The organism is Curtobacterium sp. MCPF17_021, assembly GCF_003234605.2.
GTDB classification, from domain to species: domain Bacteria; phylum Actinomycetota; class Actinomycetes; order Actinomycetales; family Microbacteriaceae; genus Curtobacterium; species Curtobacterium flaccumfaciens.
Genome location: NZ_CP126252.1, coordinates 1295220 through 1307464, shown reverse-complemented (window position 1 = coordinate 1307464; position 12245 = coordinate 1295220). Strand labels below are relative to the sequence as shown.

Genomic DNA, 12245 nt, shown 5'->3' with positions numbered 1-12245 from the left:
TGGTGGTGAGGTGACCAGCGTGCGGCGCTGCCGGATCTCCAGCCACGGAAGGACAGTCCTACCCAGCGGCGGGTCCACACGCGGAGAATGGTTGGGTGTCCGCAGACCAGGTCGAAGCCCTCGGCGATCTCCTCCGATCGTGGCGGGGGCGGCTGACCCCCGAGGACGTCGGGATGGAGTCGTACGGTCGACGCAGGACGGCGGGACTCCGCCGTGAGGAACTCGCGCAGCTCGCCGGTGTCAGCGCCGACTACGTGATGCGGCTCGAGCAGGGCCGCTCCCGCACCCCCTCGGCCCAGGTCGTCCAGGCACTCGCTCGTGCGCTCCAGCTCGACCGCGCCGAGACGGACCTGTTCCACCGCGCCGCCGGCCTCGCGTCGCCCCGGGCCGGTGTGGTGTCCCGCCACATCCCGCCCGGGGTCCAGCGGATGCTCGTCCGGATGGGTGACCTGCCGCTCGCCGTGTTCGCCGCCGACTGGACACTGCTGCACTCCACGCCGCTCTGGCAGGCACTCTTCGACGCGCCGTCGGTGCGCAAGGACCCCGAACAGAACCTGATCGTGCAGACGTTCCTCGACAACAGCGTCGCCGAGATCGCTACGGCGCACGGTGGACCGGAACCGTTCGAGCGGGCGCTCGTCGCCGACCTCCGGCGCACCGCCGGAAGCCTCGGCGGCGACCCGGCGTTCCGCGCGTTCATCGTCCGGCTCCGGACCGAGAGCGAACGCTTCGCCGGGTACTGGGACGAAGGACGAGCCACGGCGCACCAGTCGCTCGTGAAGACGGTCCACAACCCGATCGTCGGTGACGTGGTCCTGGACTGCGACGTCGTCACCGTTCCCGACTCCGACATCAAGCTCGTCGTCTACTCCACGCCCGAGAGCGGCCCCGACGCCGACAAGCTCGACTTCCTGCGGGTGCGCGCCATCCGCGCAGCGGCGGCCCCGGTCGCGACACGCCCGGTGGCGACCGATCTGTGAGGATGTCCCCTCCGTGCACACTGCGGAGTGAAGGGGGTGGACATGAACCGATCAGCCGAGCCGGACAGCGCGCTCGTGGCGGCAGCAGCGCGCGGCGACCGCAGTGCGGTCACCGCGTTGTTCGACCGTCACGCCGAGACCATGACCCGCTACACGTGGGCACTGGTCACGCGGCGCATGGACGTCGAGGAGATCGTGCAGGACGCGTTCCTGACCCTCTGGCAGAAGGCCGACACCGTGGAGGTCCCCGGGGAGTCGCTCCTGCCGTGGCTGCTCGTCGTGTGCCGGAACCACGCCGCGAACCTGCGGCGACAGCAGCGGCGGCACGAGGGTGTCGACCTGCCCGACGAGCTCGCCGCGCCCGAGCCGGACGACGACGCCCGCGAGCGACTGCGGTGGGTCCGCGCCGAGATCGACGCGCTTGCACCACTCGATCGCCAGGTGTGCGAGCTCTGCCTCATCGAGGGCCGCTCCTACGCCGAGGCCGCCGACCTGCTCGGCATGAGCGTCGGCGCCGTCACACAGCGCGTGTGGCGGTCCCGTGCACGGATCAAGAAGGCGGTGACGAACGATGAACGATGAACGACGAACCGACCACGGGTCCCCGATGAGCAACGAGCCGCCCGGAGGTGACGAGATGCAGCGGATGCTCGCCGGCATGCGGCAGCAGGTCGTCCGGGGCATGCACGACAAGCCACGCCCGGCTTCCACACACCGTCGCGTCGGCCTCATCGTGGCGTTGATCGCCGTGCTCGGCATCGGCACCGCGAGCGGTTCGGTGGCGCTCGGACTCGTTCCGACGCCCTTCGCCGCAGCACCCGCACCCACGCCGTCCTCTGCACCGCCGACACCGGCACCGACCGGGTCACCGTCCCCGTCCGCGGCCCGCATCACGCCGACCCCCGCGCCGGCCGACACCACGGCGACGATCCCCGGGGCGTGCACCGATGCCGTGCCGGCCGCCGATGCTCCGCGCTTGTTCGGTTCGCTGGTGCTCGACCAGCTCCGACCCGCGGTTCCCGGTGGGAAGACCGACTACTACGTCCACCCGGAGGAACCGTTCACCGCGGACGCCACGCTGGTCTGCCACTGGTCGCCGAGCGGCAGCACCGAGGACGTCGACAACCTCTTCCTCGAGATGGGCACCGTCGACCGAGGCGTCCTCCAGGCCCGGCTCCAGTCGCTCGCAGGCAAGGGCTGGACCTGCACCGACACGCTCGCTGGACGTTCGTGCCAGCAGACCGAGACGGCGATGTACTACTCGGACCGGGTGGAGACGACGCACACGTTCTTCGTGCGCGGCGACACCTGGATCTCGATCACGCAGTCGAACGTCCCGACCGACGGCCTCCTGAAAGCGCTCGTCCAGCAGACCTGGACGGACTGACCGGCGGACTGGAGGCACGGCGCCACCTGGCACCGCGCCTCCAGTCCGTCATCACGCACGCTCAGAGCCAGTGCCGCCGCTTGAACACCGCCCACAGCACGACCGCCAACAGCACCATCGCGACGATCGCCGCCGGGTACCCCCACACCCACCGCAGCTCGGGCATGTGCTCGAAGTTCATGCCGTAGATCGACGCCACCAACGTGGGCGCGAACAGGATCGCCGCCCACGACGAGATCTTCTTCACCTCTTCGCCCTGCTCCATCGACGCCCGCGCCAGCCGCCGGCTCTCCTCCCCCTGTGCCAGGCTCGCGCTGGTCATCCGGCGCATCGCGTCGTTCTGCTCCTGCGTCACCAGGGTCGAGTGCAACGTGAGGGCGTTCTCGAGCAGCGTCCGGAACGTGTCGACCCGCTCGGTCACGCGGATCGCGTGGTCGAGCACGTTCCGCAGCTGGTTCTGCACCTCGGTGTCCGTGCCGTACTTCTCAGCACCGCGCAGCAACGCGTTGAGCATCCCGGGCAGCGGGCCGATGGCGCGCTGGAACCCGATGACCTCGCTGAGCAGCTGGTAGATCCGCCGCGAGGACGCCGGGTCGACCTCACCGTCGAACAGGTCGTCCTCGATGTCGTCGATGTCGTCCTGCAGCCCGGCGACGACCGGGGCGTAGCTGTCGATGACCTCGTCGAGGACCGCGCAGAGCACCGCCTCGGACCCGCGCCCGAGGGCGTCCGGATCGGCTTCGAGTCGCTTCCGCACGTCGGCGAGGTTCGGCTGCTCCGCATGCCGGACGGTCACGACGAAGTCGCGCCCGGTGAACAGGTGCACCTCACCGAACTCGACGGTCTCCTCGTCCTCGTCGTACCAGGCGGGTCGCAGCACCACGAACAGGGTGTCGCCGTAGCGCTCGAGCTTCGCGCGCTGGTGCCCCTTGTGCGCGTCCTCGACCGCGAGCGGGTGCAGCCCGAACTCGTCCGCGACCGAGGCCAGCTCGGCGGCGGTCGGTCGGAACAGCCCGATCCAGGCCATCGCGCCGCTTCCCGCGGCGTCGAGCGCCTCGTCGGTCAAGCTGAGGTCCTGCGGCGACTCCGTTCGGGTTCCGTTGACGTAGATGCCGTTGTCGATGAGGGCCACCGGTGTCCTCCTGGTTCCGTGGTGCATGCGGGCAACCTGCCGATCATGCCGGACCGCCGACGGCGGGCGCGCTTCCCTGACGGAGCCCTCACGCTTCGCGCCGGATTCCTGTCGGAGTCCTGACACGCCCTGGGCGCGACCCCGGGACGGACTGGAGGCACGGTGTCAGCTGGCACCGTGCCTCCAGTCCGTCAGCCGTCGCGTTCAGGACCGCCGGCAGTCCGATCCGCTCGTTGCGTTCAGGGCACGTCCTCGCCGAAGGCGAGCAGCGTCCACGGCTCCAGGTCGTGCATCCCGACGCTGGTCTCCCGCTCGGTACGATCCGGCCGGAACTCCCGCTTGACGTAGTCGACGAGATCATCGCCGTAGATGATCACGTCCGTCTGGTGCACCGAGAAGACCGGCGCCCCGCTGCCGAGCGGCGCGGCAGGCAGGTAGCGGTGCGAGTACAACGGCACCAGCTGCGGCCACTGCCGCAGGTGCCGCTCAGCCACCTCGAGACGCTGCGACTCGTCGCCGGGTCGCTCGCCCCACGACCCGGGCCAGAAGGCGTCGTGACGGACGTCGAACAGGGCACCCTCGACCGGCCACCGGATCGCTCGCCGCAGTCGCTCGTCGTTCCGCGCGCGCCAGTCGAACCAGCCGTCCCCGCTCGGCAGCGCGAGGGAGAGCAGGGCTCGGTGGTCCGCGCCGAACCGGACGCCGTACCGACGCTCGGCCCGCGCCAGTTCCCGTTCGGACAACCCGGGCTCGAGAGCGACGCCGAACCTCCGGAGGAGTTCGACGGTCAGGGCTGCGGACACCCCCGCAGCCTAGGCCGACGGACGCGAGACCCACGAGCACGTGGCAGACGAGACGGCGTGGATCTGACGGAACGTCGGGACGACAGCGAAGATGGCGTGGTGAATCGCACCGACCGGCTCTACGGCATCGTGGAGGAGTTGCGCGCCGTCGCCCCGCAGCCGCGGAGCGCGCGTCGTCTCGCGGAGCGGTTCGAGGTGTCGGTCCGGACCATCGAACGGGACATCTCCGCGCTGCAGCAGTCGGGTCTGCCCATCTGGGCGGAGCCCGGCCGGACCGGCGGGTACGTCATCGACGCGTCCGCGACGCTCAGCCCGGCGGGCTTCACGCCGGACGAGGCCCTCGCGGTGCTGATCGGGCTCGGCTCGCTGGGGCGCAGTCCGTTCCGGCACGCGGCGCAGACCGCGGCCAGGAAGACGCTCGCGGTCATGCCCGCCGGCGACGCCGCACGAGCCAGCGCACTGGCGTCCCGGGTGCACTTCCTGGAGGACGACGAGGACACGGTCGCCCCGGCCGAGTTCGCGGCTGCCCTGCGTGCGGATCGAGTCGTGCGGCTCCGGTACCGGGATGCCGGCGGAGCGGAGTCCGTCCGCGACGTCGAACCGCTGCGGTCGATCGGGAAGGACGGTCAGTGGTACCTGATCGCCTGGTGCCGGACCCGCGACGGGGTGCGGGCGTTCCGCGGCGACCGGATGTTGTCGGTCGAGGTCACCGACGAGCGGCCGGCGCAGCGCGTCCTGCGATCCGAGGACCTCGCGATCCAGTACGGACGGCTCCGGCCGGTCCTCGACGACTAGCGCGGTCGGTCCCCGGAAACGCGGTCGGTTTCCGGAAACGCGGTCGGTTTCCGGAAACACCGACAGGACGGTGTCGCGGCGGCCGGTGAAGCTGGTCGCTCCGAGTCAGCAGCACCACCGTGAGGAACCCCATGTCGTTCGCATCCGTCCGCATCATCACCGACGACCTCGAGGGCATGGTCGCCTTCTACGAGCGGATCACCGGCCAGCCGGCCGAGCGCCCCGCACCGGTCTTCGCGCAGTTCACCGGCCCGGGTGGGACCCTCGCGATCGCCAGCACCGCCACGGTCGCCATGCTCAGCGGCGCGCTGACGCCCGCGACGAACCGTTCCGTGTTCATCGAGTTCGAGGTCGCCGACGTCGACGGCGACTTCGCCGGACTGCAGCTCGGCAGCGACGACGTCGTCCTGGAGCCGACCACGATGCCGTGGGGCAACCGCTCCGCACTGGTCCGCGACCCGGACGGCAACGTCGTCAACCTGTTCAGCAGGCCCGACGCCGCCAACTAGGCGGAGCGGCTCAGGCGGCGGCGGCGTTCGCGGACGAGCGGCACTCCTCCGGTGGTCGCCCAGCAACGGACTCCGCCGCGATGTCGCGGAGCCGCGCGAGGCGGTCATGGGTGGCACCGAGGGACTCGATCTGGCGTCGGATGCGATCGCTCTCCTCGTCGAAGTGGTCGAGCATCGTCCGCGTCGCGACCCCGGTGTCGAGGAAGGGCAGGAGTTCGACGATCCGACGACTCGGCATGCCCGCCGCGTAGAGCATCTGCATGAAGCGCACCCGCGCGACATCGGGCTCGCGGTACTCCCGGTGTCCGCCCGTGGTCCGCTCCGACTCGAGGAGCCCCTGCTCCTCGTAGTACCGCAGTGACCGGACGCTGACGCCGGCCCGTTCTGCGAGTTCACCGATCCGCATCGTTCTGTCCCTCGGCTTGATTCTCACGTTGACGTCAGGTTCTACCGTAGCGGGCATGAACCTCTCTGGAGCCACTGCCCTCGTCACCGGCACGAACCGCGGTATCGGACGCCACCTCGCCGCGCAGCTGATCGCCCGCGGGGCGAAGGTCTACGCCACGGCCCGACGCCCGGAACTGATCGACCTCGAGGGCGTCGAGCGTCTCGCCCTCGACATCACCTCCCCCGCGTCCGTCGCAGCGGCCGCCGCGGTCGCGACCGACGTCGATCTCCTGATCAACAACGCCGGGATCGCGACCACGGCGACCCTGCTGGGCGACCTGGACGCAGCGCACGCCGACATGGACACGAACGTCTGGGGCACCCTGTCCGTGATCCGCGCATTCGCACCCGTCCTGGCGGCGAACGGCGGTGGGAGCATCGTGAACATCGCCTCGGGTGCCTCGTGGCTCGCCATGCCCGGAGCCTCCGCCTACGCAGTGTCGAAGGCCGCCCTGTGGAACATGGGCAACGCGTTGCGGCACGAGCTGGCCGGCCAAGGGACCGCGGTGATGTCCGTACACCTCGGAGTGGCCGACACCGACATGACCGCGGGGATCTCGATGCCCAAGACCGACCCGGCGGACGTGGCGCGCGCGACCCTGGACGGGGTCGAGCGCGACGACTACGAGGTCGTCGTCGACGAGCAGACCGCGTTGATCAAGCAGATGCTCGCCGGCCGCCCCGAGGAGCTGTACGCGGTGGTGGCGCAGATGCTCGCGTCGTAGGAGTCGGCTTCACGCAGCCTTCGGCACGGCCGCCAACGTGCGGCCGTGCCGGGCCGCCTGCTCTTCGGCGCGGACCCGCAGCTCGTCGGCCAGCTCCGTGAACTGGTCGAGGGCGGGGTTCACCCCGACGAGCGTGAACTCGCGCGTCACCACGTCGAGGTCGAGCTGCCAGACGTCCTCGAGGATGCGTCGCATCCAGGCCGTGGCGTGGTCCCAGCCCTCCCGGGGTGTGCCGGCGGAGTAGTTGCCACCCTGCACCGTGACGAGGACGGCCGGCTTGCCCGCGGTCGCGGGCACGGCGCCGGGTGCCATGCGCGGGTCGGTCAGCACGAGGTCGACGTAGGACTTGAAGTGCTGCGAGACGCCGAAGTTGTAGAGCGGCACGGCGAACAGCAGGGCGTCGGCACCGGCGAGCTCATCGGTCAGCTCGGCGGCCAGGGCGACCGCGGCGACCTGGGCCGCCGTGCGCTCGGACTCGGGCGTCGCGGATGCGGCGACGGCGTCGGCCCAGCTGTCGGCGGGCACGGGATCGGTGCCGACGTGACGGCGGGCCACCTCGGCACCCGCGTGCACGGCACTCCACTCGGTCTCGACGATGTCGCCGAGTGCTCGACTGGTGGAGCCCTCGGTGCGGATGCTGGCGTCCAAGCGGAACAGGGTCATGACACTCCTTCGATCGTTCCCGAGTCGACGACCCGGGCTTCGGTTACGATGAGTAACCCTGCCCGCCGGGTTCCCGTTACCGCAAACGATCCCCTGTTACCCGGCAGTAACCACGGGAGACCCCATGACGGACCAGACCGCGCTGGACCAGTTGCAGGCCCGGCTCCACCAGTCGATGCCCACGATGGCCGAGCTGTGCACGAGCGAGGACCCGGAACTCTTCCGGTCGCTGCTGTCCCGGATGGGCGACAAGTGGACGTTGTTGGTGATCGGGGTGCTCGGTGACGAGCGGCGGCGGTTCACCGAGCTCTCCGAGGTCATCCCCGGCATCTCACGCCGGATGCTGACCGTGACGCTGCGTGCACTCGAGCGCGACGGGCTCGTCTCGCGGACGGTCCATGCCGAGGTGCCGCCGCGCGTCGAGTACGAGCTCACCGACCTCGGACGGTCGCTGCAGTACGTGGCCCTCGCCCTCGCCGACTGGGTGCGGGAACACCAGCAGGTGATCGCCGGCAACCGGCAGGTCTTCGACGGTGACGGGGACGCCCGAGATCGATGACGACGGCGACGCTCGCGCGCGACAGCCGAACGACCCCACCAGCCGGTACCGGCGCACCGCGCCAGCGGGGTGACGGCCGGACTGGAGGCACGGTGCCAGCTGGCACCGTGCCTCCAGTCCGTCAGCGTCTCGAGTCCAGGGCCACGGACGACGCGACCACGCCGCTCACGATCGCGGCGGAAGCCGCGAAACGAGCCGACGCCCAGCTGCCCCTTCCTCGGGAGCCCTCCGGGTCGTATGGTTTACAGCGTTGTAAACGGGCCGCCGCAGGGACGGCCCGCAGGTCACGGCCGTTGCACGGCCCGATGGACGACGACGTCCACGAGGAGCACCCACTTGCGCCCCATCTCCTTCCGATCCCGAGGGCTGCGCCGTGCGCTGTCGTCGGGCATCGTCGCTGCGACCGCCCTCGGCATGCTCGGGATCGCCGCGATCCCGGCCGCCGCGGACCCGGCCGCTGACCGCACCGTCGTCTCGGGCCAGGCCCGGTTCGAGGTGCTCTCCCCCACCCTGATCCGCACCGAGTACGCGGGTGACTCGCAGTTCACCGACGGCAGCACCTTCAACGTCATCGGCCGCGACGACTTCGCACCGACGACGTTCACGAAGACCGAGCGGGACGGCTGGCTGACCCTCGACACGGGCGCGATGACCGTCCGGTACAAGGAGGGCTCGGGGGCCTTCACGCAGGACACCCTGCGGACCACCGTGACCACGGCGTCCGGGCAGCGGGTCACTGGCACGCCGTGGGTGTCGACGCCGACCCCCTCGTGCACGATCGGGTCGCTCTGCGAGGCCGAGACGCTCGGACTCACCGGCCTGTCCCTCGCGACGGACCACGCGGGCTTCACCGGAGCCGGGTTCGCCGCGGGCTTCGAGTCCGTCGGCAACGCGATGACCTTCACGACCACGACAGAACGTGCCGGCCTGTACGACCTCGCCCTGCGCTACGCGAACTCGCAGGGCGGCGACGGCCAGGTCGCCACCCGCACCCTCAGCGTGACCGTCGACGGCGGTGCCGCGAAGACGATCCGGCTCGCTCCCGGCGCGAACTGGGACGACTGGAAGACCACCGCCGCCACGACCCTCGACCTGACGGCGGGCGAGCACCGCGTGCGCATCGAACGCACCGCGGACGACTCCGGCCGGGTGAACGTCGACAGCCTGGCCCTGGTCGGCACCGGCGCCGCCTACCCGGCACCGTCCACCACGGTCACCGGCGAGGACTGCGCGTTCGGCACCGTGTGCCAGGCCGAGGACTCGGCACGCACCGCTCCGGCGACGACCGCCACGAACCACAACGGCTTCGCCGGGGACGGCTTCGTCGCCGGGTTCGAGCGTGCCGGGGCGCAGCTGACGACCCACGTCACCGGGGTGCCGGCCGCGGGCGACTACGCCCTGCAGGTCCGTTACGCCAACGGCTCCGCCGGGGCGCCGACGCTCACCGCGGCCCCGACCGGTCAGCAGTCGACCACTGCACCGCTCCCGAAGACGAGCGGCTGGGACTACTGGAACACCGCCACTGTGCCGGTGCAGCTGGCCGCCGGCACGAACGACGTCGTGATCGGGTGCCCGACCGTGGCGAACAACTGCAACGTGAACTTCGACACCGTCGCCGTGGTCGACACCGCGTCGCCGGTCCTCGCCGCACATGCACCGCTCGGCGGGTACCGACGCGACCTCGACACCGCCAACGGGTCCGTGAAGACGAACCCGGGCCTGCTCTACCAGGACGGCTGGTCGCTCCTCGACGACAGCGCCTCGGCGCTGTACGACCAGGCGACCGACACCATCACCCCCGCGGGCGACCACGGCGGCGAGCGCTACCAGGACGGCTACGTCTTCGCGTACGGCTCGGACTACCGCCATGCCCTGCAGGAGCTCGCCGTCCTGACCGGTCCGACGAAGCTGCTCCCCCGCTGGGCGTACGGCGTCTGGTACTCCGAGTACTACGACCGCTCACAGGCCGACTACCTGGCCATCGCGAAGCAGTTCGACGACGAGGACGTCCCCGTCGACGTCATGGCGATCGACACCGACTACAAGATCGGCAGCCCCACCAACCAGGGCGACAGCAAGTGGAACGGCTGGTCGGTCGACCCGTCCCGGATCCCGGACATGACTGGCCTGCTCGCCGACTGGCACGCCGAGGGCATCCACAACACCCTCAACATCCACCCGTCGATCTCGAGCCAGGACCCGCAGTTCGCGAAGGCGCAGGCCACCGCGAAGGGCAAGCTCACCAAGGGCGACGGCGACCGGTACCTGTTCGACTGGTCCGACCCCGACCAGCTGAAGGCCTACTTCGACCTGCACACCTCGCTGCAGCCGAAGGGCGTCGACATGTGGTGGCTCGACTGGTGCTGCAGCGAGAACTCGAAGTACTCCGCGAACGGCGTCACCCCCGACGCGTTCATCAACCAGCAGTACGCGAAGTACACCGACCAGGCGCTCGGCGGCCGGGGGCTCGCGTTCTCGCGGGCGTACGGCTCGCTGACCGCCGGTGGCTACGGCAACCCGCAGGCGGTCCCGACCGGACCGTGGGCGGACAAACGCACGACCGTGCACTTCACCGGCGACACCACGTCGTCGTGGGACATGCTGCTCGCCGAGGTCGGGTACACCCCGGGTGAGTCCGCTGCGACCGGCCTGGCCTCGGTCAGTCACGACATCGGTGGCCACAACGGCGGGCAGTACGGCATCGAGGGCGCCGAGGAAGGCACGACCCAGCTGCCCGAGGACCTCTACGCCCGCTGGGTGCAGCTCGGGACCTTCCAGCCGATCGACCGCCTGCACAGCAACCACAGCGACCGGCTGCCGTGGCAGTACCCGGCCGCCGCCGAGGCCTCGGCCAAGCAGTTCCTGAACCTCCGCGAGGCCCTGGTCCCCCTGACCTACACGCTCGCGGCCCAGGCAACCGAGACGGGCACCCCGATCCTGCAGCCGCTCTACCTGCAGTACCCCGAGGCGCAGGAGTCGTACGCCCAGGCCGGCTCGGAGTACCTGTACGGGCCGGACGTGCTCGTCGCCCCGGTCACCACCGCGAACGACGACTCCGGCACGGCAACCCGCTCCGTCTGGTTCCCGGCCGGCAGCTCGTGGACGGACTGGTTCACCGGCAAGACGTACGCCGGAGGCACCACCACCGACGTGACGACCGACCTGAACAGCATGCCGGTGTTCGTGAAGAGCGGTGGCATCGTCCCCACCCGGACGGAGCAGGTCAAGAACGACGCCGCACCGCTCGACGCCGTCACCCTGACGGTGGCGACCGGCGCGAACGGTTCGTTCGACCTGCACGAAGACGCCGGCGAGGACAGCGCCGCGGACAGCGCTGCGAACGGCGCTGCGAAGTCGAGCGCGATGACCACGGCCAAAGCGTCCGCGAAGGCCACGGCGGGCAGCGCCTCCACCGCCGTCCGCTACACGCAGCAGGCGACCGGCGGCTCGCTCGCCATCGCCCCCGCCGACGGTTCCTTCGCCGGCCAGGTGCAGGACCGCTCGTGGACGGCGACGTTCACGAACGCGGACCGCCCCCGCACCGTCACCATTGACGGCCGGGTGATCGCGGACACCGCCTGGACGTACGACGCCGACACCCGCACCATCAGCGTGCCGGTCGGCGAACGGTCCGTGACGAAGCGAACGGTCGTCGCCTTCAGCAGCAAGGCGGCGGCGACCCCGGTCCTGCGGGTCGAGTCGCCTCGGGTGGACGCGGGCGACACGCAGACCGTGACCGGCACCGGGTTCCCGGCGGACACCGACGTGGCGCTGGCGACCGCGCCACGCATCGGTGGTGCCACCGCGCACACCGACGCGACTGGTACGTTCTCGACCGACCTGCGGGTGCCGAACACGGCGTCCGGTCGGGTGACCGTCACCGCATCGGTCGGCGGTGCGGCCCTGGCTCGGGCCGCCTTCACCGTGGTGGCTGCGGCTGCTCCGGCGCCGACCACGTCGCCGGGTGCGGGCACGCCGGGCAGCGGCGCTCCGACGCCGGGTGGCATCGGATCCGGTGCACCGGGCGCGGCAGCGCCGGGCAACGGCGGCGCGGATGCGGGTAGCGACCCGGGCGGCGCACTGGCCTGGACGGGCGCGAACCTGCTCCCCCTCGGGCTGCTGGCGGCGGCACTGCTCGCGGCCGGTGGACTGGTGTGGACGCTGCGGAGCCGACGACGGCGCGCGCGTGCCTGAGACCGCCTGAGCGGTCACCCGTCACGGGCGGATGACGGACGGACGGGAGGT

At 71.0% G+C, this 12245-nt stretch carries 12 protein-coding genes; 8 read left to right on the top strand and 4 right to left on the bottom strand.

Features of this window, described 5'->3' with window-relative positions; translation table 11 throughout:
- Positions 1 to 95 precede the first annotated feature (95 nt).
- The 3 genes from DEJ29_RS06265 to DEJ29_RS06255 are packed head-to-tail and all read left to right on the top strand — an operon-like array spanning position 96 to position 2367.
- Positions 96 to 980, top strand: a complete 885-nt coding sequence (locus DEJ29_RS06265; RefSeq protein ID WP_111094645.1) for a helix-turn-helix transcriptional regulator — start codon at positions 96 to 98, stop codon at positions 978 to 980.
- Between the two features lie 42 nt (positions 981 to 1022).
- Entirely contained in the window at positions 1023 to 1562 is a 540-nt protein-coding gene (locus tag DEJ29_RS06260) for an RNA polymerase sigma factor (protein WP_083389453.1), read from the top strand.
- A gap of 25 nt (positions 1563 to 1587) precedes the next feature.
- Entirely contained in the window at positions 1588 to 2367 is a 780-nt protein-coding gene (locus DEJ29_RS06255) for a hypothetical protein (protein ID WP_111094646.1), read from the top strand.
- Between the two features lie 61 nt (positions 2368 to 2428).
- Here the strand turns inward: DEJ29_RS06255 and DEJ29_RS06250 are convergent, their stop codons facing one another.
- Both DEJ29_RS06250 and DEJ29_RS06245 read right to left on the bottom strand, forming a co-directional pair.
- Entirely contained in the window at positions 2429 to 3499 is a 1071-nt protein-coding gene (locus tag DEJ29_RS06250) for a magnesium and cobalt transport protein CorA (RefSeq protein WP_111094647.1), read from the bottom strand.
- A gap of 239 nt (positions 3500 to 3738) precedes the next feature.
- Positions 3739 to 4302 (bottom strand): hypothetical protein, encoded by a 564-nt coding sequence (locus DEJ29_RS06245; protein WP_111094648.1) that lies wholly within the window; start codon positions 4300 to 4302, stop codon positions 3739 to 3741.
- A 99-nt stretch (positions 4303 to 4401) separates the two neighbouring features.
- Between DEJ29_RS06245 and DEJ29_RS06240 the strand changes: the two genes are divergently transcribed.
- Together DEJ29_RS06240 and DEJ29_RS06235 are read left to right on the top strand one after the other, a co-directional pair.
- On the top strand, positions 4402 to 5097 hold the full coding sequence (locus tag DEJ29_RS06240) for a helix-turn-helix transcriptional regulator (protein WP_111094713.1): 696 nt from the start codon (positions 4402 to 4404) through the stop codon (positions 5095 to 5097).
- Positions 5098 to 5228: 131 nt separating this feature from the next.
- Positions 5229 to 5606, top strand: a complete 378-nt coding sequence (locus tag DEJ29_RS06235) for a VOC family protein (protein ID WP_111094649.1) — start codon at positions 5229 to 5231, stop codon at positions 5604 to 5606.
- Between the two features lie 10 nt (positions 5607 to 5616).
- On the opposite strand, the gene DEJ29_RS06230 is transcribed toward DEJ29_RS06235, so the two are convergent.
- Positions 5617 to 6012 (bottom strand): MerR family transcriptional regulator, encoded by a 396-nt coding sequence (locus DEJ29_RS06230; protein WP_111094650.1) that lies wholly within the window; start codon positions 6010 to 6012, stop codon positions 5617 to 5619.
- Positions 6013 to 6067: 55 nt separating this feature from the next.
- On the opposite strand from DEJ29_RS06230, the gene DEJ29_RS06225 reads away from it, so the two are divergent.
- Entirely contained in the window at positions 6068 to 6778 is a 711-nt protein-coding gene (locus tag DEJ29_RS06225; protein ID WP_111094651.1) for an SDR family oxidoreductase, read from the top strand.
- 9 nt (positions 6779 to 6787) lie between these two features.
- On the opposite strand, the gene DEJ29_RS06220 is transcribed toward DEJ29_RS06225, so the two are convergent.
- Positions 6788 to 7441, bottom strand: a complete 654-nt coding sequence (locus tag DEJ29_RS06220; RefSeq protein ID WP_111094652.1) for an FMN-dependent NADH-azoreductase — start codon at positions 7439 to 7441, stop codon at positions 6788 to 6790.
- A gap of 124 nt (positions 7442 to 7565) precedes the next feature.
- Between DEJ29_RS06220 and DEJ29_RS06215 the strand changes: the two genes are divergently transcribed.
- Both DEJ29_RS06215 and DEJ29_RS06210 read left to right on the top strand, forming a co-directional pair.
- Positions 7566 to 8000 (top strand): winged helix-turn-helix transcriptional regulator, encoded by a 435-nt coding sequence (locus DEJ29_RS06215; RefSeq protein WP_308201655.1) that lies wholly within the window; start codon positions 7566 to 7568, stop codon positions 7998 to 8000.
- Between the two features lie 336 nt (positions 8001 to 8336).
- The gene (locus tag DEJ29_RS06210; RefSeq protein WP_220037324.1) at positions 8337 to 12194 is read left to right on the top strand and encodes a TIM-barrel domain-containing protein; all 3858 of its coding nucleotides are present in this window, start codon (positions 8337 to 8339) and stop codon (positions 12192 to 12194) included.
- Positions 12195 to 12245: the final 51 nt, after the last annotated feature.